The 24,773-nt window shown below is 55.5% G+C and carries 21 protein-coding genes; 15 read left to right on the forward strand and 6 right to left on the reverse strand.

All coding sequences use genetic code 11. The features are described 5' to 3' along the window. Positions 1–134: 134 nt before the first annotated feature. A complete protein-coding gene (locus tag URZ40_RS17135; protein ID WP_048224133.1) occupies positions 135–389 on the forward strand; it encodes a DUF1471 domain-containing protein in 255 nt (84 codons plus the stop codon). A gap of 456 nt (positions 390–845) precedes the next feature. Next, on the forward strand, positions 846–1,043 hold the full coding sequence (locus URZ40_RS17140; RefSeq protein WP_302218989.1) for a Fe-S-cluster oxidoreductase: 198 nt from the start codon (positions 846–848) through the stop codon (positions 1,041–1,043). Here the strand turns inward: URZ40_RS17140 and setB are convergent. Beyond that, positions 1,040–2,221 carry a sugar efflux transporter SetB gene (setB, locus tag URZ40_RS17145; protein ID WP_320720905.1) on the reverse strand — a complete coding sequence of 394 codons (1,182 nt, stop codon included), beginning with the start codon at positions 2,219–2,221 and terminating at the stop codon, positions 1,040–1,042. The two genes, URZ40_RS17140 and setB, sit on opposite strands and share 4 nt — an antisense overlap. Positions 2,222–2,582: 361 nt before the next feature. Between setB and fruB the strand changes: the two genes are divergently transcribed. From fruB to fruA, 3 genes are read left to right on the forward strand one after another with little or no spacing between them, the layout of a single operon-like run. After that, entirely contained in the window at positions 2,583–3,713 is a 1,131-nt protein-coding gene (gene fruB, locus URZ40_RS17150) for a fused PTS fructose transporter subunit IIA/HPr protein (RefSeq protein ID WP_320720906.1), read from the forward strand. After that, positions 3,713–4,651 (forward strand): 1-phosphofructokinase, encoded by a 939-nt coding sequence (gene fruK, locus URZ40_RS17155; protein WP_116338677.1) that lies wholly within the window; start codon positions 3,713–3,715, stop codon positions 4,649–4,651. The genes fruB and fruK overlap by 1 nt, the downstream gene beginning before the upstream one ends. 16 nt (positions 4,652–4,667) lie before the next feature. Continuing rightward, positions 4,668–6,353, forward strand: a complete 1,686-nt coding sequence (gene fruA / locus URZ40_RS17160) for a PTS fructose transporter subunit IIBC (RefSeq protein WP_166711812.1) — start codon at positions 4,668–4,670, stop codon at positions 6,351–6,353. 46 nt (positions 6,354–6,399) lie between these two features. Here fruA and nfo read toward each other — a convergent pair whose 3' ends face one another. Next, positions 6,400–7,257 (reverse strand): deoxyribonuclease IV, encoded by an 858-nt coding sequence (nfo, locus tag URZ40_RS17165; RefSeq protein WP_320720907.1) that lies wholly within the window; start codon positions 7,255–7,257, stop codon positions 6,400–6,402. A 64-nt stretch (positions 7,258–7,321) separates the two neighbouring features. Continuing rightward, the gene (locus tag URZ40_RS17170; protein ID WP_116338682.1) at positions 7,322–8,368 is read right to left on the reverse strand and encodes a YeiH family protein; all 1,047 of its coding nucleotides are present in this window, start codon (positions 8,366–8,368) and stop codon (positions 7,322–7,324) included. A gap of 97 nt (positions 8,369–8,465) precedes the next feature. Between URZ40_RS17170 and yieE the strand changes: the two genes are divergently transcribed. From yieE to cirA, 3 genes are all read left to right on the forward strand, one after another. Further along, entirely contained in the window at positions 8,466–9,332 is an 867-nt protein-coding gene (gene yieE / locus URZ40_RS17175) for a DNA-binding transcriptional regulator YeiE (protein ID WP_116338684.1), read from the forward strand. A gap of 158 nt (positions 9,333–9,490) precedes the next feature. Further along, entirely contained in the window at positions 9,491–10,960 is a 1,470-nt protein-coding gene (locus URZ40_RS17180; protein WP_061097614.1) for an amino acid permease, read from the forward strand. Between the two features lie 224 nt (positions 10,961–11,184). Further along, positions 11,185–13,155, forward strand: a complete 1,971-nt coding sequence (cirA, locus tag URZ40_RS17185; protein WP_320720908.1) for a catecholate siderophore receptor CirA — start codon at positions 11,185–11,187, stop codon at positions 13,153–13,155. Positions 13,156–13,221: 66 nt separating this feature from the next. On the opposite strand, the gene fghA is transcribed toward cirA, so the two are convergent. Continuing rightward, positions 13,222–14,049, reverse strand: coding sequence for an S-formylglutathione hydrolase (gene fghA / locus URZ40_RS17190; RefSeq protein ID WP_320720909.1), 828 nt, complete (start codon positions 14,047–14,049; stop codon positions 13,222–13,224). Positions 14,050–14,187: 138 nt separating this feature from the next. Between fghA and URZ40_RS17195 the strand changes: the two genes are divergently transcribed. The 7 genes from URZ40_RS17195 (at position 14,188) to mglC (ending at position 22,381) form a co-directional block, all read left to right on the forward strand. After that, positions 14,188–15,336: a YbfB/YjiJ family MFS transporter gene (locus URZ40_RS17195; RefSeq protein WP_116338690.1), complete on the forward strand. Its 1,149-nt coding sequence runs from the start codon at positions 14,188–14,190 to the stop codon at positions 15,334–15,336. Between the two features lie 102 nt (positions 15,337–15,438). Continuing rightward, a complete protein-coding gene (folE, locus tag URZ40_RS17200) occupies positions 15,439–16,107 on the forward strand; it encodes a GTP cyclohydrolase I FolE (RefSeq protein ID WP_116338692.1) in 669 nt (222 codons plus the stop codon). Between the two features lie 18 nt (positions 16,108–16,125). Continuing rightward, entirely contained in the window at positions 16,126–17,283 is a 1,158-nt protein-coding gene (gene yeiB, locus URZ40_RS17205) for a DUF418 domain-containing protein YeiB (protein WP_320720910.1), read from the forward strand. Positions 17,284–17,438: 155 nt separating this feature from the next. Then, complete coding sequence (galS, locus tag URZ40_RS17210) at positions 17,439–18,461, forward strand: HTH-type transcriptional regulator GalS (RefSeq protein WP_320720911.1); 1,023 nt, start codon at positions 17,439–17,441, stop codon at positions 18,459–18,461. Between the two features lie 295 nt (positions 18,462–18,756). Next, positions 18,757–19,755 carry a galactose/glucose ABC transporter substrate-binding protein MglB gene (gene mglB, locus URZ40_RS17215; protein WP_116338698.1) on the forward strand — a complete coding sequence of 333 codons (999 nt, stop codon included), beginning with the start codon at positions 18,757–18,759 and terminating at the stop codon, positions 19,753–19,755. Between the two features lie 79 nt (positions 19,756–19,834). After that, on the forward strand, positions 19,835–21,355 hold the full coding sequence (gene mglA, locus URZ40_RS17220; protein ID WP_163330238.1) for a galactose/methyl galactoside ABC transporter ATP-binding protein MglA: 1,521 nt from the start codon (positions 19,835–19,837) through the stop codon (positions 21,353–21,355). A gap of 15 nt (positions 21,356–21,370) precedes the next feature. Continuing rightward, a complete protein-coding gene (gene mglC / locus URZ40_RS17225; protein WP_013097952.1) occupies positions 21,371–22,381 on the forward strand; it encodes a galactose/methyl galactoside ABC transporter permease MglC in 1,011 nt (336 codons plus the stop codon). A 49-nt stretch (positions 22,382–22,430) separates the two neighbouring features. On the opposite strand, the gene URZ40_RS17230 is transcribed toward mglC, so the two are convergent. Beyond that, the gene (locus tag URZ40_RS17230) at positions 22,431–23,819 is read right to left on the reverse strand and encodes a glutamine synthetase family protein (RefSeq protein ID WP_320720936.1); all 1,389 of its coding nucleotides are present in this window, start codon (positions 23,817–23,819) and stop codon (positions 22,431–22,433) included. A 121-nt stretch (positions 23,820–23,940) separates the two neighbouring features. Further along, entirely contained in the window at positions 23,941–24,660 is a 720-nt protein-coding gene (sanA, locus tag URZ40_RS17235) for an outer membrane permeability protein SanA (protein ID WP_028013857.1), read from the reverse strand. Between the last annotated feature and the right edge of the window lie 113 nt (positions 24,661–24,773).

A 24,773-nucleotide genomic window follows, 5' to 3' on the forward strand; every position in this document is an offset into this window, starting at 1 on the left:
ATCTAATACTGTGCAAGTGTTATTTTCTGTCGATTAAAAAATAGTTTGCTCTAACCCGTTACGCGTAAAGTTTAAAGTACCGATTTTTCTTCTATGAAATTATTACCTACTACTACAATACTTGGAGTAATCGAATGAAACTCGCAAAATATTTCTGCTGTTTTATGGTAATGTTTAATACTACTGTATTTGCTGCTGAGGAAATTGATGCGGAAAATGCAAGTAAATATACCAAAATTGGAACGTTATCAGTGACTGAAGATGGTTTTACAATGTCTGACGATGATCTTTCGCAAAAGGTTGATGAAAAGGGAGGAAAGTACTACGTTATTACTTCGAAGGAAGGAAAAGAAGAGCATAAGACTATTAACGCTGACATCTACAAGTGATGCCTTAGAAGGTGGCGATTGTTTTTGCCACCTTCATTGATAGTCTTAAAAAATGAATTAACCAATTCCAATTTTATATTTTTTTTCGTGGCGTGCGGCATTGTGTGAATGTTTGTATTTTATTTGTGCTTTCTATTCGTTTGTCAAATGATTAGATGATTCTTGTTGTTTTTGTTATTTTTTTTAGTTCTTAAATTGTTGCTTCCAATCAAACTGTTTTTCCTGTGTATGCTGAAAATACTAAGAATGTGGTACATGGTTTATGAAGTTTATGTTGTTTTGGAATTTAAGATTCAAACGGTGTTGATGTTCGATTAGGTTGACTTTATATATTTCGATAAATTAGTAAGTTACAGCCGAATAAAGGCTGGGAAACATATAATACGATCAACTTAGCGTGGCATAGAATAGATTAATTAAACCAGATATGAACTGCAGCAATGTTAATCATAAACTATGAATAATGGTTCATTAGGCAAGCCCGCCAATACCCGCTGCGTTCAGCTCTCTGAATCCAACCTGTGTATGATCTTTGGTTCGCCCTTGCGCCCGAAAGTCTGTTCCGGGCTTCAGCCATCGGCCGAAATGTGCGGCAGCACGCGCGCGCAGGCGATGACCTGGCTGCTTGAACTGGAGGCGCTCACTGCGCCTTAAACGTCTTTGATCCTCACCAGACAGCCAATCGTCAGCGTACACATCAGCAGTGCAATCCAGAATACCGTGTGATAGTTCCAGATCTCGGCAACGATTCCGGCCATTGAGCCCGCGATAATCCAGCCCACGCGGGTGGTATTAGTATAAAGGGTGGTGGCGGCACCTGCCTGGCCCGGCATCAGATCCTGGAAGTAGAGCATGCCAATCCCCGCCAGGATGCCGATATAAATGGCGTTCAGCAGCTGTAAGGCCAGGAGGAGTCCCGGCGTATGCACCGTCAGCATACCAACGTAGAACAGCAGCCCGGCGACGGCCGCGACGCGCATTAAAAAACGCTTTCCGAAACGCTTCGCATAATAGCCTGCAATCAGCATGGTCGGGATCTCAAGGCCCGCGGCGGTGCCCATCATAATGCCGGCCAGCTTCTCCGGGAGGTGCAGCTCATCAATAATAAACAGCGGCATGTTGATGATATAAAGGCTGTTGGTGCCCCACATCAGCGTGCAGATAACAAACAGGAGCAGGGCATCGCGGCGGTTACGACGCGGTGCTTCCAGCACGCCCGTTGCCACTTTGGGCTCTTTGCGCATTGACGGCAGAAAGAACCACACCAGCGCGCCGCACGCCACAAACGCGACCGCTGCGCTCAGGTACATCACCGTAAAGCCAAACCCCATCGCCAGCGCGTAGGCCAGCGGCGGGCCAATCACCCATGCCAGCGACACCTGAGCGCGCAATATCGAGCTGAACATTACCGCTTCCCGCCCGGTATGGTCGGCATGCTCGCGGGCGAGGGCAAATAGCTGCGGGTTGGCGGTTGAGCCAAAGCTGCTCAGAAAAACCCCGATGAACAGCAGAACGAAATAGTTACGGTTCCAGGCAAACAGGACGCAGGCCAACACCCCCAGCAGACAGCAGAAAACGATCAGGCTTTTACGATCGCCCTTGCGGTCGGAACGACCGGCCAGAAACTGGCTGACGAGAATGCCAATGATGGCGCTTCCGGTAAAAAAGAAGCCAACCATCGCCGGACGGGCGTGAACTTCGTTAGTCAGGAATAAGCTCAGCGTCGGGGTTTGCAACGCACCGGCGATGCCCGTGAAGAAGGCAACAATCAGGAACGCCGTTGATGTCAAATCAAAGGGCTTCGGCGCGGTGGCCGCAGGGGTGTTATCCATGTTTTATAATTAGCGAGTAGCAGAGAGGGGCGGAGTTTACGCCGTCAGCTAAAAAATAAACAGTGGGTGAAGTCAATTACGCCACGAAAAATCAAAATGGCATTTCAACTTACGCCCCACCTGGCTGAACTTAGCTGAAACTGGTTTGCTGAACTTCAGCAAAATTCAGCTGAGCGCAGAAGAAATGTGCAGTATCTCTAAATTCTGATATCGCAAAGACGACTTTTCTTGCAAGCCATTGCAGAAAGCGCAAGACTTTTTGAAACGTTTCAGCGCTATCTTGTTTTAACAAACGGAGCAGGCTAGCGCATTTTTTCTCATGTAAGCTGAAACGATTCACTTTCAGCAGGAGAGGAGAACCATGTTCCAGTTATCTGTTCAGGATATTCACCCGGGCGCTCAGGCCGGGGATAAAGAAGAGGCCATTCGTCAGGTTGCCGCTGCCCTTGTGCAGGCGGGTAACGTCGCGGACGGCTACGTAAACGGTATGCTGGCGCGCGAGCAGCAGACCTCCACCTTCCTCGGCAATGGCATTGCCATTCCGCACGGCACAACCGACACCCGCGACCAGGTGCTGAAAACCGGCGTGAAGGTTTATCAGTTCCCGCAGGGCGTGCTCTGGGGCGACGGCCAGGTGGCTTATGTGGCTATCGGTATCGCGGCCAGTAGCGACGAACACTTAGGCCTGCTGCGTCAGCTGACGCATGTCCTGAGCGATGACTCCGTGGCGGAACAGCTGAAGTCTGCAACGACTGCTGAAGAGCTGCGTGCGTTGCTGATGGGCGAAAAACAGAGCGAAGCGCTGAAACTCGATAACGACACGCTGACGCTGGATGTTGTGGCCTCCGACCTGGTCACGCTGCAGGCGCTGAACGCGGGTCGCCTGAAAGAAGCGGGTGCCGCTGATGCCGCCTTTGTGACGCGCGTGATTAACGATAAACCGCTGAATCTTGGCCAGGGCATCTGGCTGAACGACAGCGCTGAGGGCAACCTGCGCAGCGCGATTGCAGTGAGCCGCGCGGCCACCGCGTTCGACGTTGAGGGTGAGACAGCAGCCATGCTGGTGACCGTGGCGATGAACGATGAGCAGCCGGTTTCCGTTCTGAAGCGTCTGGGCGATCTGCTGCTCAACAATAAAGCTGAAAAACTGCTGAACGCCGATGCCGCGACCTTGCTGGCCCTGCTGACCAGTGACGACGCACTCACCGATGATGTGCTGAACGCCGAGTTCGTAGTGCGTAACGAACACGGCCTGCATGCCCGTCCGGGCACCATGCTGGTCAACACCATTAAACAATTTGAAAGCGAGATTACCGTGACCAACCTGGATGGTTCGGGCAAACCGGCCAACGGCCGTAGCCTGATGAAAGTCGTCGCGCTGGGCGTGAAGAAAGGCCATCGTCTGCGCTTCACCGCGCAGGGTGCAGATGCTGAACAGGCGCTGAAAGCGATTGGCGACGCCATCGCGGCGGGTCTGGGGGAGGGCGCATAATGAGCAGACGTGTTGCGACTATTACGCTGAACCCGGCTTATGACCTGGTGGGGTTTTGCCCGGAAATTGAGCGCGGCGAAGTCAACCTCGTGCGTACCACTGGCCTGCATGCTGCGGGCAAAGGGATTAACGTCGCGAAAGTGCTCAAGGATCTCGGTATCGATGTCACCGTGGGCGGATTCCTCGGTAAAGATAACCAGGATGGTTTCCAGCAGCTGTTCAGCGAGCTGGGTATTGCCAACCGTTTCCAGGTTGTGCAGGGCCGTACCCGCATCAACGTTAAGCTGACGGAGAAAGACGGTGAAGTGACCGATCTGAACTTCTCTGGCTTCGAAGTGACGCCAGCTGACTGGGAGCGCTTTGTTAACGACTCCCTGACCTGGCTTGGTCAGTTCGACATGGTGTGCGTCAGCGGAAGCCTGCCGTCCGGCGTCAGCCCGGAAGCGTTTACCGACTGGATGACGCGCCTGCGCAGCCAGTGCCCGTGCATTATCTTCGACAGCAGCCGCGACGCGCTGGTTGCGGGTCTGAAAGCCTCTCCGTGGCTGGTGAAGCCAAATCGCCGCGAACTGGAGATCTGGGCAGGCCGTAAGCTGCCGGAATTAAAAGATGTGATTGAGGCTGCCCATGCGCTGCGCGAGCAGGGTATTGCTCACGTGGTGATCTCGCTGGGTGCAGAAGGGGCGTTGTGGGTTAACGCTTCAGGTGAATGGATTGCTAAACCGCCGTCAATGGAAGTTGTGAGCACCGTTGGCGCAGGGGATTCCATGGTTGGCGGCCTGATTTACGGCCTGCTGATGCGTGAATCCAGTGAACATACGTTACGTCTTGCCACCGCCGTTGCAGCCCTGGCCGTGAGCCAGAGCAATGTCGGTATTACCGATCGTACCCAGTTAGCCGCGATGATGGCGCGCGTTGACTTAAAACCTTTTAACTAACAGCAGGAGAGGAATAATGAAAACGCTGCTGATCATTGACTCCGGTCTCGGACAGGCTCGCGCCTACATGGCGAAGACCCTGCTGGGAGCGGCGGCACAAAAAGCACACCTGGACATCATTGATAACCCAGGCGATGCAGAGCTGGCGATTGTCCTGGGCGATAAAATCCCCGCTGACAGCGCCCTGAACGGCAAAAAAGTGTGGCTGGGCGATATTAATCGCGCGGTGGCACACCCGGAACTGTTCCTGAGCGAAGCGAAAGGTCACGCGACCGTCTACAGCGCGCCGGTCGCGGCGGCTCCGGCTACGGCATCGGGGCCGAAACGCGTTGTTGCGGTCACGGCCTGCCCGACGGGCGTGGCGCACACCTTTATGGCGGCTGAAGCCATTGAAACCGAAGCGAAAAAACGCGGCTGGTGGGTGAAGGTTGAAACTCGTGGCTCCGTGGGTGCGGGCAATGCCATTACGCCGGAAGAGGTCGCTGAGGCCGATCTGGTGATTGTGGCGGCAGATATTGAAGTGGATTTGGCGAAGTTTGCCGGCAAGCCGATGTACCGCACCTCTACCGGCCTGGCGCTGAAAAAGACCGCGCAGGAATTTGATAAGGCACTGGCAGAAGCCAAACCGTATCAGGCCACTGGCGCAGCCAAAACCCCGACCGAAGGGAAAAAAGAGTCTGCGGGCGCATACCGTCACCTGCTGACCGGCGTCTCCTACATGCTGCCGATGGTGGTGGCTGGCGGCCTGTGTATTGCGCTCTCCTTCGCCTTCGGTATTGAAGCGTTTAAAGAGCAGGGCACGCTGGCGGCAGCGTTAATGCAGATTGGCGGCGGCTCCGCGTTCGCGCTGATGGTGCCGGTGCTGGCAGGCTTTATCGCCTTCTCTATTGCTGACCGTCCGGGTCTGACCCCGGGTCTTATCGGCGGTATGCTGGCGGTGAGCACCGGCTCTGGCTTTATCGGCGGTATCATCGCCGGTTTCCTCGCCGGTTACGTTGCGAAGCTGATTAGCTCGAAGCTGAAGCTGCCGCAGAGTATGGAAGCGCTGAAGCCAATTCTGATCATTCCGCTGATCTCCAGCCTGGTGGTCGGTCTGGCGATGATTTACCTGATTGGTAAGCCGGTTGCGGGCATCCTTGCGGGTCTGACCCACTGGCTGCAAACCATGGGTACGGCGAACGCGGTTCTGCTGGGCGCGATCCTCGGCGGCATGATGTGTACCGACATGGGTGGTCCGGTGAACAAAGCGGCGTACGCGTTTGGCGTTGGCCTGCTGAGTACCCAGACCTACGCGCCGATGGCGGCGATCATGGCGGCTGGTATGGTGCCACCGCTGGCGCTCGGCCTGGCGACGATTATTGCCCGTCGTAAGTTCGACAAAGCGCAGCAGGAAGGTGGCAAAGCGGCGCTGGTGCTGGGCCTGTGCTTCATTACCGAAGGCGCGATTCCGTTCGCGGCGCGTGACCCGATGCGTGTTCTGCCGTGCTGTATCGTCGGCGGCGCGGTAACGGGTGCCATCTCCATGGCGATTGGCGCGAAGCTGATGGCTCCGCACGGCGGTCTGTTCGTCCTGCTGATCCCTGGCGCCATCACCCCGGTCCTGGGTTATCTGCTGGCGATTATTGCCGGTACGCTGGTGGCGGGTCTGTCTTACGCAGTGCTGAAACGTCCGGAAGCGGAAGTTGTGGCAAAAGCAGCTTAAGCGGTAAGCAATAAAAAAGCCGGGTGCTAACGCAACCCGGCTTTTTTTATGCCGCCTGTTCAGCGTTTTGCTGCGCCTTCAGCCAGGCAATCTCTTCCGCCCAGATATCCGGATTGATGGTTTCCAGCACCATCGGAATACCGTCGAAGCGAGCGTCCTGCATGATAAAGCGAAACGCATCGTGGCCGATATTGCCTTCACCCAGGCTGTGGTGACGGTCAACGCGGCTGCCGAACGCGCTTTTCGCATCGTTCAGGTGCATCCCGCGCAGGTACTTAAAGCCGACTATTCGCTCAAACTCATCAAACGTGTTTTTCGTCGCCTCGGTGGTGCGCAGGTCGTACCCGGCCGCAAACGCGTGGCAGGTATCAATGCACACGCCCACGCGGGATTTATCTTCCACGCCGTCAATAATCGCCGCGAGATGCTCAAACCTGAAGCCGAGGTTGCTGCCCTGACCGGCGGTGTTTTCAATCACTGCCGTCACGCCTTTGGTTTTATCCAGCGTCATGTTGATGGATTCGGCAATGCGCGCCAGACAGGCGTCTTCATCTATTTGCATCAGATGACTACCCGGATGGAAGTTCAGCAGCGTCAGCCCGAGCTGTTCGCAGCGCTGCACTTCATCGAGAAACGCCTCTCGGGATTTTTCCAGCGCTTCCTGAACCGGATGCCCGAGGTTAATCAAATAGCTGTCGTGGGGAAGGATCTGGCCCGGCCCGTAGCAGTATTTCTCACAGGCGGCTTTGAAGTCGTCAATCACGTCGGCGGTGAGCGGCGCGGCGCGCCACTGGCGCTGGTTTTTGGTGAACAGGGCGAAAGCGGTCGCCTCGATTTCGGCGGCGCGAATGGCGGCATTCGCAAGGCCACCGGCAGCGCTGACGTGCGCTCCAACATATTTCATAAAAAGACTCCTGCTAACCCGAAACGCTTATGATAGCGGGTTAACAGGAGAAGGACGAGATGGTTTATGCCATCAGGCTGTGTACGGCGAGGTTAATCGCACCGCCGCCCACAATCAGCCAGATGAAGAGCACCAGCGCCATCAGCAGCGGCTTCGCACCAGCTTTTTTCAGCGCGCTGACGTGGGTGGTCACCCCTAGCGCCGCCATCGCCATCGCCAGCAGCACCGTATCCAGCGTCACCAGCATCTCCACCACCGCTTTCGGCAGCAGGTGGAAGGAATTAAAGATGGCAACCACGATGAACAGGATCGCAAACCACGGAATGGTGATTTTGCTTTTCTCGCTGCCGCCAGCCGGGGCTAGCTGTTTAACTCGCGCGGCCAGGAAAATCAGGAACGGCGCCAGCATCATCACGCGCAGCATTTTGGCAATCACCGCCGCATTTTCCGCTTCCGGATTGATGGCATGACCTGCCGCCACCACCTGCGCTACTTCGTGCATGGTCGAACCGATATAGATGCCGTAGGTTTCCGGGCTAAACCAGTGCGCCACCAGCGGATACATCGCGGGGTAAAGGAAGATCGCCAGCGTACCGAAGATAACCACCGTCGCGACGGCGACCGTTACTTTACTGGCTTCGGCTTTTACGACCGGCTCCGTCGCGAGCACTGCCGCCGCACCGCAGATGCTGCTGCCTGCGCCGATCAGCCAGCTGGTTTGCTTGTCCAGGCCGAAGATCTTCTGACCGATAAAGCACGCCAGTAAAAAGGTGCTGGTCAGGGTCAGGACGTCGATGGCAATTCCGCTCACACCCACGTCCGCAATTTGCGAAAAGGTGAGGCGGAAGCCGTAAAGAATGATCCCGAGGCGCAGCAGGTGCTGTTTGGCAAAGATCACGCCGCCGTCGCAGGATTTCCAGATATGCGGGTAAACGGTATTACCCACGACCATGCCCAGCAAAATGGCCAGCGTCAACGCGCTAAAACCTGCGCCTGCGATAGCCGGGATGCTACCGCCCCATAATGCTACGGCGGTCACTGCTGCGCTGAGCGCGAGACCCGGCACGAAGTGCCACACTGTACGATGATGTTGCAAGGTGATTTCTGACATAACCTTCTCCTTTGTCTGGCTAAAGGTTACGGCGCTCTGGCTTAAAAATAAAATTGATTATATACTTATAATTAATCTATATAAGTGGTAAGCAAACATGCACATTACATTGCGTCAGCTGGAAGTGTTTGCCGAGGTGCTAAAAAGCGGCTCGACGACCCAGGCGTCACAAATGCTGGCGCTCTCGCAGTCTGCGGTCAGCGCGGCGTTGACCGATCTTGAAGGGCAGCTGGGCGTTCAGCTGTTCGACAGGGTAGGGAAGCGTCTGGTGGTCAACGAACATGGCCGCCTGCTTTACCCGCGCGCGCTGGCGCTGCTGGAGCAGGCTATCGAAATCGAACAGCTGTTCCGCGAAGACAACGGCGCGATCCGCGTGTTTGCCAGCAGCACCATCGGAAACTATATCCTGCCGGAAGTGATAGCGCGCTACCGTCGGGATTTCCCGACTCTGCCGCTGGAGATGAGCGTGGGCAACAGCCAGGACGTGATCAACGCGGTGATCGATTTCCGCGTGGATATCGGTCTTATCGAAGGCCCTTGCCATAACGTCGATATCATTGCCGAGCCCTGGCTGGAAGACGAGCTGGTGGTCTTTGCGTCTCCGGCCTCGTCGTTATTGCAGGGCGAGGTGACGCTGGAGCGGCTGGCGCAGGCGCAGTGGATCCTCCGCGAGCAGGGCTCCGGTACGCGTGAGATTGTCGACTACCTGCTGCTGTCGCATCTGCCGCATTTCCAGCTGGGAATGGAGCTGGGGAACTCTGAGGCCATCAAGCACGCGGTGCGTCATGGCCTGGGCATCAGTTGTCTTTCCCGGCGCGTCATTGCCGAACAGCTTGAGACGGGGTCGCTGGTGGAAATTCCCATTCCGCTCCCGAAACTGGTGCGCACGCTATGGTGCATCCACCATCGTCAGAAACACCTTTCCAGCTCGCTGCAGCGTTTTCTGCGCTACTGCGAGATGTAAAAGCGCCCCTCACCCCAAATGGGAGAGGGAAAAATAATGCGTTACTTATAATCCTGGACGCGTCATGAAGCTCTCTTATAACAGGGTATTTCTGCCGGAAGGAACGGAGATCGTCTGCTACAATCGCGCCTCATTTATTAAATGGACAGCATTTTCACATGGTTTCAGAAACTAAAACCACAGAAGCGCCCACGCTACGTCGTGAACTCAAGGCGCGTCACCTGACGATGATCGCCATTGGCGGCTCCATCGGTACAGGTCTTTTCGTTGCCTCTGGCGCAACGATTTCGGCAGCCGGCCCGGGTGGGGCATTATTCTCTTATATCCTGATTGGCCTGATGGTCTATTTCCTGATGACCAGTCTGGGCGAACTGGCAGCGTACATGCCGGTGTCAGGTTCGTTTTCGACCTACGGACAAAAATACGTTGAGGAAGGCTTCGGCTTCGCGCTGGGCTGGAACTACTGGTACAACTGGGCCGTTACTATCGCCGTTGACCTCGTTGCCGCACAGCTGGTAATGACCTGGTGGTTCCCGGACACGCCGGGCTGGATCTGGAGCGCCCTGTTCCTGGCCGTTATCTTCCTGCTGAACTACATCTCCGTGCGCGGTTTCGGCGAAGCGGAATACTGGTTCTCTTTGATCAAAGTGGCAACCGTCATCATCTTTATCGTCGTCGGTGTGGCGATGATCGTGGGGATTTTCAAAGGGGCTGAACCTGCGGGCTGGAGCAACTGGACGATAGGCGATGCGCCGTTTGCCGGGGGCTTCTCGGCGATGATTGGCGTGGCGATGATTGTCGGCTTCTCCTTCCAGGGAACGGAGCTGATTGGTATCGCGGCCGGTGAATCCGAAAACCCGGAGAAGAACATTCCGCGCGCGGTGCGTCAGGTGTTCTGGCGTATTCTGCTGTTCTACGTGTTCGCTATTTTGATTATCAGCCTGATCATTCCGTATACCGATCCAAGCCTGCTGCGTAATGACGTCAAAGACATCAGCGTCAGCCCTTTCACCCTGGTCTTCCAGCACGCTGGCCTGCTTTCTGCGGCGGCGGTAATGAACGCGGTAATCCTGACGGCGGTGCTGTCGGCGGGTAATTCCGGTATGTACGCGTCCACCCGTATGCTTTACACCCTGGCCTGCGACGGTAAAGCGCCGCGTATTTTCTCGAAACTGTCCCGCGGTGGCGTCCCGCGTAACGCGCTGTATGCCACCACGGTCATTGCGGGCCTCTGCTTCCTGACCTCTATGTTCGGCAACCAGACCGTGTACCTGTGGCTGCTTAATACCTCCGGCATGACGGGCTTTATCGCCTGGCTGGGCATTGCCATCAGCCACTACCGTTTCCGCCGCGGCTACGTTATGCAGGGTCACGACCTGAATAACCTCCCGTACCGTTCTGGCTTCTTCCCGCTGGGGCCGATTTTTGCCTTCATTCTGTGCCTGATTATTACCCTGGGACAGAACTATGAAGCTTTCCTTGCGGACACCATTGACTGGGGTGCCGTCACGGCCACCTATATTGGTATTCCGCTGTTCCTGGTCATTTGGTTCGGCTACAAACTGACGAAAGGAACCCGCTTCGTTCGCTACAGTGAAATGGATTTCCCGGAACGATTTAAACAATAACCGCGCTTCCTCTCTTTCAGCCCGCTCACTTGAGCGGGCTTTTTTATCTCCACAGTATGAACGGCAGATATAATTTTTAACAATTTAATTGATAATAATTATCGTTTGCTTTATCGTTATCAAAAAATAAGCGTGCTATCGACCCACCGCAGATGTGGGCGGACAACAAGGCACTGTGAGCAATGATTTTTGATTGAGTTGTATTTACCTCATGGAGATATGGAATGTTTAGGTTGAATCCCGTCGTCAGGGGAGGACTATGCGCGTCCGCAATGTCCCTGGCACTGCCTGTCATCGCAGCGGAATCTGGCGACACAATGGTTGTAACGGCTTCCGCGACCGAGCAAAACCTGAAAGACGCACCGGCAAGTATCAGCGTGATTACCCAGGAAGATTTGCAGCGCAAACCCGTTCAGAACCTGAAAGATGTGTTACGGGATGTGCCGGGCGTACAGCTCACGAGCGAAGGGGACAACCGTAAAGGGGTAAGTATTCGCGGTCTGGACAGCAGCTATACGCTCATCCTGATCGACGGCAAGCGCGTCAACTCGCGCAACGCGGTCTTCCGCCATAACGATTTCGACCTTAACTGGGTGCCGGTTGATGCCATCGAACGCATTGAAGTGGTGCGCGGACCGATGTCTTCTCTCTACGGCTCTGATGCTCTCGGCGGCGTGGTGAACATTATCACCAAAAAAATCGGCCAGAAGTGGACGGGCACCCTGAGCGCGGATTCTACCCTTCAGGAACACCGCGATCGTGGCGACACGTATAACGGTCAGTTTTATACCAGCGGTCCGCTGGTGGACGGCCTGCTGGGCCTGAAAGCCTACGGTAGCCTCGCGAAGCGTGAGAAAGACGGGCAGCAGAAATCCTCCACCACGGCGAGCGGTGAAACGCCGCGCATTGAGGGCTTCACCAGCCGTGATGCCAACGTGGAATTCGCCTGGACTCCAACAGAAAACCACGACTTCACTGCGGGCTACGGCTTTGACCGCCAGGATCGCGATTCAGACTCCCTCGACAAAAACCGCCTTGAGCGTCAGAACTACTCTCTCAGCCATAACGGCCGCTGGGGCGTCGGCAACAGCGAGCTGAAAGTTTACGGTGAGAAGGTGGATAACAAAAACCCGGGCAACAGCAATCCCATCAGTTCCGAGAGCAACGCGGTAGACGGGAAATACGTGCTGCCGCTGGGCGACATTAATCAGCTGCTGACCTTTGGCGGCGAATGGCGTCACGATAAGCTGAAAGATCCGGTCAACCTGACGGGGGGCTCCAGCAGCAGTACGTCAACAAGCCAGTATGCGCTGTTCCTCGAAGACGAATGGCGTATCTTTGAGCCGCTGGCGCTGACCACCGGCATCCGTATGGATGACCATGATACCTACGGCGATCACTGGAGTCCGCGAGCCTATCTGGTCTATAACGCGACGGATACCGTGACGGTGAAAGGGGGCTGGGCAACAGCGTTTAAAGCGCCGTCGCTGCTGCAGCTGAGCCCGGACTGGGTCACCGGCTCGTGCCGCGGCGCCTGCGAGATTGTCGGTAACCCGGATCTGAAGCCGGAAACCAGCGAGAGCTTCGAGTTCGGTCTGTACTACAGCGGGGAAGAGGGCTGGTTAGAGGGCGTGCAGGCCAGCGTCACCACCTTCCAGAATAACGTGGATGACCGCATCAGCATCAGCCGTACGGCGAATGCAAAACAGGCGCAGAGCTACCCTAACTACGTTGGTCTGAACGCGGACGGCGAACCGATTTTCCGCTATTACAACGTCAACAAGGCGCGCATCCGTGGTGTGGAGACCGAAGTGAAGTTCCCGCTGGCGGAAGACTGGAAAGTGACGCTGAACTACACCTATAACGACGGTCGCGATATCAGCAACGGCGGCAACAAACCACTGTCCGAGCTGCCGTTCCATACGGCTAACGGGACCGTTGACTGGAAGGCGACGCAGGACTGGTCGTTCTATGTTCAGGGCAATTACACCGGCGAGAAGCGCGCGCTGACCAGCAGTGCACCAACGCCGGGTGGCTATGTCATCTGGAACACCGGCGCGGCGTGGCAGGCGACGAAAAGCGTGAAGCTGCGCGCGGGCGTGCAGAACCTGCTGGATAAAGACCTGAGCCGTGACGATTACAGCTACACGGAAGATGGCCGTCGCTACTTTGTGGGCGTGGATTATAAGTTCTGATGCGACGAGGGTAAAAGCGAACGTAGGCCGGGTAAGGCGAAGCCGCCACCCGGCAATGACGCGCACTTACTCAAACAAATGCTCCGCATGGAAGCGGAGATGATCCTCGATAAAGGACGCCATAAAGTAATAGCTGTGATCGTATCCCGGCTGAATGCGCAGCGTCAGCGGCCAGTCCTTCTGGCGTGCCGCCTCAGCCAACACCGCAGGCTGTAGCTGTCCGGCGAGGAACTGATCCGCATCGCCCTGATCGATAAGCATCGGGATCGCGATCGCCGAATCGCTTGCCAGCATCAGCGCGCAGCTGTCCCATTCCTGCCATTTCTCGGCATCCTCACCCAGATAGTGTGTGAAAGCTTTTTGTCCCCACGGCACCTGCGTTGGGTTCACAATCGGCGCGAACGCAGAGACGCTGACGTATTTCCCCGGGTTTTTCAGCGCCATGATGAGCGCCCCGTGTCCGCCCATGGAGTGTCCGCTGATGGCGCAGCGGTCGCTTACCGCAAATTCAGCCTTAATCAGCGCAGGCAGCTCGTCGCGAATGTAGTCGTACATGCGGTAATGGCTCGCCCACGGCTGTTCGGTGGCGTTGAGATAAAATCCGGCGCCTTTACCTAAATCGTACCCGGCATCGTCCGCCACATCATCGCCGCGCGGGCTGGTATCAGCCATTACCAGCGCAATGCCCAGCTCGGCGGCAATACGCTGTGCGCCCGCTTTGGTGGTGAAGTTTTCGTCGTTGCAGGTCAGGCCTGACAGCCAAAACAGAACCGGCGGATTTTCCGTCGGCGGCAGGAAAATGCTGAACGTCATGGTGCAGTTCAGCGTGGTGGAGTCGTGCCGCCAGCGCTGCTGTCGACCTTCAAAACAACGGTGCTCTTCGAGCAGTTCCATGCAGGGCTCCTTAATGAGAATAGCTATTCATTAGAGCCATAATACAGCGTTTTCATTTACCTGTGAGCAACTTTCACTTTCGCGGAACGGCGAGATGCTGCATCATAAATTTACTTTTCTTTAACAATTGGAGCGGTCATGGCGCTGCGTATTGCGCTTAGTGGGTTTGTCGTTCTGGTGGTGGCGATGGGGATAGGGCGCTTTGCCTTTACCCCTCAGGTGCCGCTGATGATTGCCGCCGGGCAACTCACGCTGACCAGCGCGGGCCTGGTGGCGGCGATGAATTATCTGGGCTATCTGGTGGGCGCATGGGATGCCATGCGCGCGCACCGCTTTGTTGAAACGCGACTCTGGCTTGGCATCACCGGCGCGGTTGCGTTGACCCTGCTCTCCGCCGCGGCTGATAACGCCGTCGTGCACGGCCTGCTGCGCTTTGTGATTGGCTGCATGAGCGGCTGGTCAATGGTGCTGATTGCTGCCTGGACCAACGAGCGGCTGGGACAGCTGGGTAAACCGGGGCTCAGTGCGGCTGTCTTTGCCGGGCCCGGGGCAGGTATCGCCCTGAGCGGCCTGCTCGCGGTTTATATTCAGGCGAAATCCCTTTCGGCCGGTGCGGCATGGCAAATCTACGGCGTGCTGGCGCTGGTACTGGTTGCGCTGGTGGCGCGCTATCTGCCGCGATCCGGGCAGCTTCATCGACCCGGCACCGCGCCAGAGCCGCTGGTGCTGACGACGGATTTAAGGCGCCTGGTCTGGAGCTACAGCCTGGCGGGATTTGGCTATATCCTCCCGGCGACCTTCCTTTCGCAAATGGCGGCAGTGCGCTTTCCCGGCAGCCTGTTTGCCCAGTTTGTCTGGCCAATTTTTGGTGCCGCCGCCGTGGTGGGGATTGCGCTCAGCATTCTTTTGCGCCACACCTCAACGGCTAACCGCAGGCTGGCCATCGTGCTGTGGTTACAGGGAGCTGGCGTGCTGGCGGCCTGGCTGCTGCCGGGCATTGGCGGCTTGCTGACGGGCGGGCTGCTGGTGGGAGGCGGGTTCCTCTGCGCGGTGCAGCTCTCACTTTTATACGGCCGCGAGCTGGCACCGCACCACACGCGCTATATGGCGGGGCTGCTCACCACCGGGTATGCCATCGGGCAATTGATTGGTCCGGTGACCTCGGCGGTATCGACCTGGCTAACCCACCGGCTGGAGCCTGCGCTGGGGCTGGCGGGCGTTGCGCTGTTTGTCGCCGGTGCCCTGGTCTGGAATCGCCACGCTGAAAGGCAACAGCAATTGCAATAATTATCGTCGTGAATACTGGATTATGTGCGTCGCCTCACGCACAATGAGCGCATACTTTTGCCACAACGAGGGCAAAAGACGCCACACCTGCAGGAGAACAAAATGTCATCACTCAGTAAAGAAGCTGCCCTGGTCCACGAAGCCCTGCTCGCGCGCGGTCTTGAAACGCCACTGCGTCCGCCGGTTCAGGATATGGACAATGAAACCCGTAAGAAACTGATTTCCGGGCATATGACCGAGATCATGCAACTGCTGAATCTCGATCTGAGCGATGACAGCCTGATGGAAACGCCTAAGCGTATCGCGAAAATGTACGTTGACGAAATTTTCTCCGGACTGGATTACGCCAACTTCCCGAAAATTACCGTCATCGAAAACAAGATGAAGGTGGACGAGATGGTCACGGTACGGGATATCACCCTGACCAGCACCTGTGAGCACCATTTCGTGACCATCGACGGCAAAGCGACCGTGGCGTATATCCCGAAAGACACGGTGATTGGCCTGTCGAAGATCAACCGCATTGTGCAGTTCTTCGCGCAGCGCCCGCAGGTTCAGGAGCGTCTGACGCAGCAGATCCTGATCGCGCTGCAAACGCTGCTGGGTACCAATAACGTGGCGGTCTCCATTGACGCGGTTCATTACTGCGTGAAAGCACGCGGCGTGCGTGATGCGACCAGTGCGACTACCACCACCTCGCTGGGCGGCCTGTTTAAATCGAGCCAGAACACCCGCCAGGAGTTCCTGCGCGCCGTGCGTCACCACAACTAATCAAACAGGGCAGGGACCATGGAGCGAAACGTCACGCTCGATTTTGTCCGCGGCGTCGCCATACTGGGTATCCTGCTGCTGAACATCAGCGCCTTCGGTCTGCCGAAGGCCGCTTACCTCAATCCCGCCTGGTACGGCGACATTACCCGAAGCGATGCCTGGACGTGGGCGCTCCTCGATCTGTTTGCCCAGGTTAAATTCCTCACGCTGTTTGCGCTGCTGTTCGGCGCGGGCCTGCAGCTTCTGCTCAAACGCGGCACACGCTGGATCCAGTCGCGCTTAACGCTGCTGGTCATCCTCGGGTTTATCCACGGCCTGTTCTTCTGGGATGGTGATATTCTTCTCGCTTATGGGTTAGTCGGGCTGATCTGCTGGCGGCTCATTCGCGATGCGCACAGTGTGAAAAGCCTGTTTAACACCGGCGTGATGCTCTATCTCATGGGGCTCGGCGTTCTGTTTTTGCTGGGGCTGATCTCCGGTGATGCGACAAACCGTTCCTGGATCCCGGATGCCGCTAACCTCCAGTACGAGCAGTACTGGAAGCTGAAAGGCGGTACGGAAGCGATAAGCAACCGCGCGGATATGCTGGGCGACAATCTGCTTGCCCTGGGGGCGCAATACGGCTGGCAGCTGGCGGGCATGATGCTGATGGGGGCGTCACTGATGCGCACCGGCTGGCTGAAAGGGGAGTTTAGCCTGCGTCACTACCGCCGCACCGGGGCGGGGCTGGTTCTGATCGGCGTGCTGATTAATCTTCCGGCGGTGATTGCGCAGTGGCACCTCCACTGGGATTACCGCTGGTGCGCGTTTCTGCTCCAGGTGCCGCGTGAGCTCAGCGCGCCGTTCCAGACCATCGGCTATGCGGCGCTGATCTATGGTTTCTGGCCGCAGCTCTCTCGTCTGTGGATCGTCAGCGCCGTGGCCTGCGTAGGCCGCATGGCGTTAAGCAATTACCTCCTGCAAACGCTTCTCTGCACCACGCTTTTCTATCGCTTTGGCCTGTTTATGAAATTCGACCGCCTCGGGCTGCTGGCGTTTGTTATTCCGGTCTGGGTGGTTAACCTGGCGTTTTCTGTTATCTGGCTGCGTTATTTCCGCCAGGGGCCGCTGGAGTGGGTGTGGCGTCAGTTAACCGCACATGCTTCAGGGGTATCATTGAATAATACATCCAGATAACGATCTGGATCACAATCATTAACAAAACGGATGTAAGCGTTTTCATGAGTGTGACCTTCTTCACGTAGTCCCCTTTCTCTCGCTGCCAAAATAGCCACCTTGCTAAACACAGGGGGTGTCTGTGAGTTGCTGCAATCCTATAAAGGGTGGTTAATATGATCACCATTCGTGACGTCGCCCGTCTGGCGGGCGTTTCTGTGGCTACCGTCTCCCGCGTGCTGAACAACAGCGCGCTGGTCAGCCCTGAAACCCGTGAAACTGTAATGAAAGCCGTGACCCAGCTCGGATACCGGCCAAATGCCAATGCCCAGGCGCTTGCAACGCAGGTCAGCGATACCATCGGCGTGGTGGTGATGGATGTCTCGGACGCCTTTTTCGGTGCGCTGGTAAAAGCGGTCGATGTGGTCGCCCAGCAGCATCAGAAATATGTGCTGATTGGCAACAGCTATCACGAGGCGGAAAAGGAGCGTTATGCAATTGAAGTGCTGATCCGCCAGCGCTGCAACGCTCTGATTGTTCACTCAAAAGCCTTAAGCGATGAAGAGCTGGCCGGGTTTATGGAGCAGATCCCGGGTATGGTGCTGATCAACCGCATCGTCCTGGGCTATGCCCATCGCTGTGTCGGGCTGGATAACGTCAGCGGCGCCATGATGGCCACCAAAATGCTGATCAATAACGGCCATCAGCGGATCGGCTATCTGGCGTCCAGCCATCAAATTAAAGATGACGCGTTGCGGCGTGAGGGGTGGCAAAACGCCCTGAAAGATCACGGCATTACGCCATCAGAAAGCTGGATCGGCACCGGAACGCCGGACATGCAGGGCGGTGAAGCGGCAATGGTGGAATTGCTGGGCCGAAATCTGCAGCTTTCCGCGGTGTTTGCCTATAACGACAGCATGGCCGCGGGCGCGCTGACTGCGCTGAAGGATAACGGCATTGCGGTGCCACAGCATTTGTCATTGATTGGTTTCGATGATATTCCGATTGCCCGTTACACCGACCCGCAGCTCACCACGGTGCGCTATCCCATTGCTTCTATGGCGAAACTGGCGACCGAGCTGGCGCTACAGGGAGCGGCAGGGCTGCTGGATCCAGGGGCAACGCACTGCTTCATGCCGACGCTGGTACGTCGTCATTCCGTCGCGGCCCGGCAAATTGTGGTTCCGATCACTAACTGATTACATCAGGTGATGTAACCGTTTTCAATCTGTGAGTAAATTCACAGTATCTTAACAAGGCGCTGACTATGATGTCAGCGTTTTAGGGGCTGAAACGCTATGTAACGGTGATTATTCACTTTCACTATAGCCAATGTGCCGCAAACAACGAATAAAACGCATTTCTGGAGCGTTACCGACCACGGAAGATAGAAATTTTATAAGTGAACGTCGGCTGTCAGTAACGTTTTATTAACACCTGCCTGCCGATCGTTATTCACAAGAACTACCCTGCATAAAAAAAACCGGAGATACCATGAATAAGAAGGTGTTGACCCTGTCTGCTGTAATGGCAAGCATGCTTTTTGGTGCAGCAGCGCACGCTGCGGATACCCGTATTGGTGTGACCATCTATAAATACGACGACAACTTCATGTCTGTTGTGCGTAAAGCGATTGAGAAAGATGCGAAAGCAGCGCCAGACGTACAGCTGCTGATGAATGACTCCCAGAACGACCAGTCCAAACAGAACGATCAGATCGACGTTCTGCTGGCAAAAGGCGTTAAGGCTCTGGCGATCAACCTGGTTGACCCGGCGGCAGCAGGCACGGTTATCGAGAAAGCGCGCGGCCAGAATGTGCCAATCGTCTTCTTTAACAAAGAACCTTCCCGTAAGGCGCTGGACAGCTATGACAAAGCGTATTACGTCGGTACTGACTCCAAAGAGTCCGGCATTATTCAGGGCGATCTGATCGCGAAACACTGGGCGGCGAACCCGAACTGGGACCTGAACAAAGACGGTCAGATTCAGTTCGTGCTGCTGAAAGGTGAGCCTGGCCACCCGGATGCTGAAGCCCGTACCACTTACGTTATCAAAGAGCTGAACGACAAAGGCCTGAAAACCCAGCAGCTGGCGTTAGATACCGCGATGTGGGATACCGCTCAGGCGAAAGATAAGATGGACGCGTGGCTGTCCGGCCCGAACGCGAACAAAATCGAAGTCGTCATTGCCAACAACGATGCGATGGCAATGGGTGCAATTGAAGCGCTCAAAGCCCACAATAAATCCTCCATCCCGGTATTTGGCGTGGATGCTCTGCCAGAAGCGCTGGCGCTGGTTAAATCTGGCGCGATGGCCGGTACCGTTCTGAACGATGCCAACAACCAGGCGAAAGCGACCTTCGATCTGGCGAAAAACCTCGCCGATGGTAAAGGCGCGGCGGATGGCACCAGCTGGAAAATTGACAACAAAATCGTTCGCGTGCCTTACGTGGGCGTAGACCAGTCCAACCTGGCTGAGTTTATCGGTAAATAAGCAATCTACATTGTCTTCACTGGGCGCAACCTGTTGCGCCCTTTTATAACGCGATATGCGAGGCCAACAAGGTATAATTATGGTCAGCACAACTACTCAGTCAACCGGTGAATACTTGTTGGAAATGAACGGTATTAACAAGTCATTTCCCGGTGTTAAGGCACTCGATAATGTTAATTTAAAAGTCCGGCCTCACTCTATTCATGCATTAATGGGGGAGAACGGTGCGGGTAAATCAACATTATTAAAATGTCTTTTTGGGATCTATCAAAAAGATTCTGGCAGCATTCTTTTTCAGGGGAAAGAGATCGATTTCCATTCAGCAAAAGAAGCACTGGAAAACGGTATCTCAATGGTTCACCAGGAATTAAACCTGGTACTGCAACGCTCGGTGATGGATAACATGTGGTTGGGTCGTTACCCAACCAAAGGTGTCTTTGTCGATCAGGACAAAATGTATCGCGACACCAAAGCAATTTTTGATGAGCTGGATATTGATATCGATCCGCGCGCCCGCGTGGGGACATTATCCGTCTCTCAAATGCAGATGATCGAAATTGCCAAAGCGTTCTCCTATGACGCGAAAATCGTCATCATGGACGAACCCACCTCGTCTTTAACGGAAAAAGAGGTTAACCACCTTTTTACCATTATTCGTAAGCTGAAAGATCGCGGCTGCGGCATTGTGTACATCTCGCATAAAATGGAAGAGATCTTCCAGCTGTGCGATGAAATTACCATCCTGCGCGACGGCCAGTGGATTGCAACGCAGCCGCTGGAAGGGCTGGACATGGACAAGATCATCGCTATGATGGTCGGCCGCTCTCTGAACCAGCGCTTCCCGGACAAAGAGAACAGGCCGGGCGAAGTGATCCTGGAAGTGCGCAATCTGACCTCGCTGCGTCAGCCGTCCATTCGTGATGTTTCTTTCGACCTGCACAAAGGGGAAATTCTGGGCATTGCCGGCCTGGTGGGGGCAAAGCGTACCGACATTGTGGAAACCCTGTTTGGCATCCGCGAGAAAGCCGAAGGCACCATCACGCTGCACGGAAAGAAAATTAACAACCACAATGCCAACGAAGCCATTAATAACGGTTTTGCGCTGGTGACGGAAGAGCGTCGTTCGACCGGTATTTATGCTTATCTGGATATTAACTTTAACTCGTTAATCTCTAATATCCGTAATTACAAAAACAAAGTCGGGCTGCTGGATAACTCCCGCATGAAGAGCGATACCCAATGGGTAATTGACTCCATGCGCGTGAAAACACCGGGCCACCGTACCCAAATTGGTTCGCTTTCTGGCGGTAACCAGCAGAAAGTCATTATCGGCCGTTGGCTATTAACCCAGCCTGAAATTCTGATGCTGGATGAACCGACCCGCGGTATTGACGTCGGCGCGAAGTTTGAAATTTATCAGCTGATTGCCGAGCTGGCGAAAAAGAATAAAGGGATCATTATTATTTCTTCCGAAATGCCGGAACTGTTAGGGATCACGGACCGTATTCTGGTTATGAGCAATGGTCTCGTTGCCGGTATTGTTGACACCAAAACGACAACGCAAAACGAAATTTTGCGTCTTGCGTCTTTGCACCTTTAAGATCAGGGGCCCCTCATGAGTGCGTTAAATAAAAAAAGTTTTCTCACTTACCTGAAAGAAGGCGGTATTTACGTTGTTCTTTTAGTCCTGCTGGCCATTATTATTTTCCAGGACCCTACGTTCTTAAGCCTGCTGAACCTGAGTAACATTCTGACCCAGTCCTCCGTGCGTATCATCATCGCGCTGGGCGTGGCGGGCCTTATCGTCACCCAGGGGACGGACCTGTCTGCCGGTCGTCAGGTCGGCCTGGCGGCGGTTATTGCGGCAACCCTGCTGCAGTCGATGGAAAACGCCAACAAGGTGTTCCCGGAAATGGCGACCATGCCGATTTTCGTGGTGATTCTGATCGTCTGCGCCATCGGGGCGGTGATTGGCCTGATCAACGGTATCATCATCGCTTACCTGAACGTGACACCATTTATCACCACCCTGGGTACGATGATCATCGTTTACGGCATCAACTCCCTCTACTACGACTTTGTGGGTGCGTCACCGATTTCGGGCTTTGACAGCGGCTTCTCGACCTTTACGCAAGGGTTTATCGCGCTGGGCAGCTTCCGCCTGTCGTATATCACCTTCTATGCGCTGATTGCGGTGGCGTTCGTCTGGATCCTGTGGAACAAAACGCGTTTTGGTAAAAACATCTTCGCAATCGGCGGTAACCCGGAAGCGGCGAAAGTCTCCGGCGTAAACGTTGCCCTGAACCTGCTGATGATTTACGCGCTGTCCGGTGTGTTCTACGCCTTCGGTGGAATGCTGGAAGCGGGCCGCATCGGCTCCGCAACCAACAACCTTGGCTTCATGTACGAGCTGGATGCAATTGCTGCCTGCGTCGTCGGCGGCGTCTCCTTCAGCGGCGGCGTGGGTACCGTGCTTGGCGTGGTGACCGGTGTGATCATTTTCACCGTCATCAACTATGGCCTGACCTACATCGGCGTGAACCCGTACTGGCAGTACATCATCAAGGGCGCCATCATTATCTTCGCTGTGGCGCTGGATTCACTGAAGTACGCACGCAAGAAGTAATCGCTCCTCGCGTTACGCGGCCCGCTCACCGAGCGGGCTTTTTTATGCCCTACGCCAGATGTGACTCTTCGCGGGTCACAACGCTCTCAAACCAGTCGAGCTCTGAAAGCTTACAGGCCACCCACTGTTCGCAAAAGGCGTCACCCAGGCTGTCGGTAAGGTACTGACAGCGGGAAAATGTCTCGATTGCTTCCTGCTGAAACAGCGGCAGGGTGGGTTCATCATGCTGCGGTTCAGGCAAATCGTCCTCGTCGATATTTTCCAGCCCGTACAGCATGCCGGTCAGGATCGTGGCGGCGACCAGATAGGGATTGGCGTCCGCCCCGGCCAGCCGGTACTCAATGCGGCGGTTGCTGTCCTCCGAACAGGGAATACGCAATGCGGCGGAGCGGGTGTTATAGCCCCAGGAGTTAAAGACGGGTTCCGTCAGGTTTTTACGCAGGCGACGAAACGCGTTAACTCCAGGCGCAAGGATGGCGATAGAGGCGGGCATCAGCGCCAGCTGCCCGGCGATGCACAAACGCATCATGCTGTTAAGCGCGTTCACCGGAGAAGCAAAAACGTTTTCGCCGCGACTGTTATTCAGGCTGAAATGGAAGTGTAAACCGCTGCCGGCCAGCTGGCTGAAAGGCTTAGCCATAAAGTTGGCCTGCAGGCCGTGCTTTTCGGCTACGTAACGGGTCATTCGGCGCAGGGCAAGCACGTTATCGCAGACCTCAATGACGCGATGGCTGTGCTTCAGGTTTAATTCGTACTGACCGGATTGGGCTTCCGCCACGATCCCGGACAGCGGGATGCGCTGAAGGTGTGCCAGCTGTTCCAGCTCGTCAAACAGTGCCGCATGGGTTGTTGAGGTATCCATATGAAAACACCCCTGATTTTGCGGATCCCGATCGCGTTGACCCGTCAGATAGAATTCGATTTCCGGAGCAATCACCGGATAGAGCCCGTGCTGGTGGAAGCGGGACAGGACGTTCTGCAGGATGACTCGTGGCTCCAGCGGGCAGGGTTTATCGTCGCTGTCTTGCATCGTCAGCAGGATCTGCGCGTTGTGCTGCGGATCCTGCGGGCAGGGGCGCAGGGAACCGGCGACGGGGAGGCAGAGTCGGTCCGGTTCATCATGAAGCGGGGCGGCGATTTTTCCTTTCTGATCCATAGAGTAGACGGAGAGGGGAAAGTAACAGCCTTTTTCCAGCGCCAGCATGCTCTCTACCGGGAGCCGCTTGCCGCGCATAATGCCGTTGATATCGTTCAGGTAAACGTCAATATGTTTCGTCTGCGGGTAACGTTCGAGATAATCCGCGACTTCGACCGAAACGTTGTGCTGCAGCGCGTCAATTTTTTCATCAAGCCAAAGGCCGGAATTGAGTGCGCCAGGAAGCGATAAACCGGGAAAGTTAAAATAGGGACGGAGACTTTTCAGGAAAAACGCATTCATTATCGAGTTCATAGTCATTCTTCAATGAAGCCGTAGCGGCAGTGAACTCAGCATAAAGGGGGCGGCGTAAAGGGGGGATAAAAAGCGTCAGGCCCGGCGTAAAGAAAGTATAAAGGCGAGGCTATTTTTTCTCTTTTTTCTGCATATCAAGCAGTTGCTCCGGGGTGACGGCCGGGTAACCCTGCGCGTCTTCCGGTACTTCATGCATCGCCGGGATCGGCACCAGCGGGCCGAGGAAGCGCGGTTCGCGTTTGAAAATGTAGAGGTCTGCCAGAGCGCCAAAACGCGCGCCGAACTCGCGGACGCGCACGCTCAGCATATCTTTTGGCGACGGCACGGCGTAACACTGCGCCTGAATGCCCATATGCAGCGCGATAAACAGCGCGCGCTCGCAGTGGAAGCGCTGAGTGATGATGATGAAGTCGTTGGTGTCGAAGACTTTGCGCGTACGCACGATGGAGTCCAGGGTGCGGAATCCGGCGTAGTCGAGCACGATATCTGCAGGATCGACGCCAGCGGCAATCAAATCCTTCCGCATCGTCACCGGCTCATTATAGCTTTGCAGGGCGTTATCGCCGCTTAGCAGCAGGTAGTTCACCTTGCCGCTATTGTAGGCGTTCAGCGCGCCCTGAATGCGGTAGCGGTAGTACTGGTTGATCACCCCGGTGCGGTAATACTTGGCGGTGCCGAGCACCACGCCAACCTGACGATAGGGCAGGTCCTGCAGATCGTCAAAGATGTAGGGGGCGGTTTTCCAGCTCATCCAGCGGTCGAGACCCAGCACGATAAACAGCAGTATGCCGACCAGGACAGACAGGCTGTAAAAAACGCGCTTTAACATGGAGATGGCTCGTTCGTGGATGAAATTTAACTCAGGCTACTTTACCCGCCTGGTTAGCGCAAGAAACAGCGACTCAACTGAGGGGTTTTTCAGCAACGTGGCGGACATTTCTG

The organism is Enterobacter sp. 296B2, from assembly GCF_034106185.1.
Taxonomy (GTDB): Bacteria; Pseudomonadota; Gammaproteobacteria; order Enterobacterales; family Enterobacteriaceae; genus Enterobacter; species Enterobacter cloacae_N.

Bases quoted from the DNA above. Each gene is read 5' to 3' on its own strand.
- fruK (WP_116338677.1), top strand. From the start codon at position 3,713: ATGAGCAGACGTGTTGCGACTATTACGCTGAACCCGGCTTATGACCTG.
- setB (WP_320720905.1), bottom strand. From the start codon at position 2,221: ATGGATAACACCCCTGCGGCCACCGCGCCGAAGCCCTTTGATTTGACA.
- cirA (WP_320720908.1), top strand. From the start codon at position 11,185: ATGTTTAGGTTGAATCCCGTCGTCAGGGGAGGACTATGCGCGTCCGCA.
- yeiB (WP_320720910.1), top strand. From the start codon at position 16,126: ATGGAGCGAAACGTCACGCTCGATTTTGTCCGCGGCGTCGCCATACTG.
- folE (WP_116338692.1), top strand. From the start codon at position 15,439: ATGTCATCACTCAGTAAAGAAGCTGCCCTGGTCCACGAAGCCCTGCTC.
- fruB (WP_320720906.1), top strand. From the start codon at position 2,583: ATGTTCCAGTTATCTGTTCAGGATATTCACCCGGGCGCTCAGGCCGGG.
- URZ40_RS17170 (WP_116338682.1), bottom strand. From the start codon at position 8,368: ATGTCAGAAATCACCTTGCAACATCATCGTACAGTGTGGCACTTCGTG.
- galS (WP_320720911.1), top strand. From the start codon at position 17,439: ATGATCACCATTCGTGACGTCGCCCGTCTGGCGGGCGTTTCTGTGGCT.
- fghA (WP_320720909.1), bottom strand. From the start codon at position 14,049: ATGGAACTGCTCGAAGAGCACCGTTGTTTTGAAGGTCGACAGCAGCGC.
- mglA (WP_163330238.1), top strand. From the start codon at position 19,835: ATGGTCAGCACAACTACTCAGTCAACCGGTGAATACTTGTTGGAAATG.
- mglC (WP_013097952.1), top strand. From the start codon at position 21,371: ATGAGTGCGTTAAATAAAAAAAGTTTTCTCACTTACCTGAAAGAAGGC.
- fruA (WP_166711812.1), top strand. From the start codon at position 4,668: ATGAAAACGCTGCTGATCATTGACTCCGGTCTCGGACAGGCTCGCGCC.
- URZ40_RS17180 (WP_061097614.1), top strand. From the start codon at position 9,491: ATGGTTTCAGAAACTAAAACCACAGAAGCGCCCACGCTACGTCGTGAA.
- URZ40_RS17195 (WP_116338690.1), top strand. From the start codon at position 14,188: ATGGCGCTGCGTATTGCGCTTAGTGGGTTTGTCGTTCTGGTGGTGGCG.
- yieE (WP_116338684.1), top strand. From the start codon at position 8,466: ATGCACATTACATTGCGTCAGCTGGAAGTGTTTGCCGAGGTGCTAAAA.
- URZ40_RS17135 (WP_048224133.1), top strand. From the start codon at position 135: ATGAAACTCGCAAAATATTTCTGCTGTTTTATGGTAATGTTTAATACT.
- URZ40_RS17230 (WP_320720936.1), bottom strand. From the start codon at position 23,819: ATGAATGCGTTTTTCCTGAAAAGTCTCCGTCCCTATTTTAACTTTCCC.
- nfo (WP_320720907.1), bottom strand. From the start codon at position 7,257: ATGAAATATGTTGGAGCGCACGTCAGCGCTGCCGGTGGCCTTGCGAAT.
- URZ40_RS17140 (WP_302218989.1), top strand. From the start codon at position 846: ATGAATAATGGTTCATTAGGCAAGCCCGCCAATACCCGCTGCGTTCAG.
- mglB (WP_116338698.1), top strand. From the start codon at position 18,757: ATGAATAAGAAGGTGTTGACCCTGTCTGCTGTAATGGCAAGCATGCTT.
- sanA (WP_028013857.1), bottom strand. From the start codon at position 24,660: ATGTTAAAGCGCGTTTTTTACAGCCTGTCTGTCCTGGTCGGCATACTG.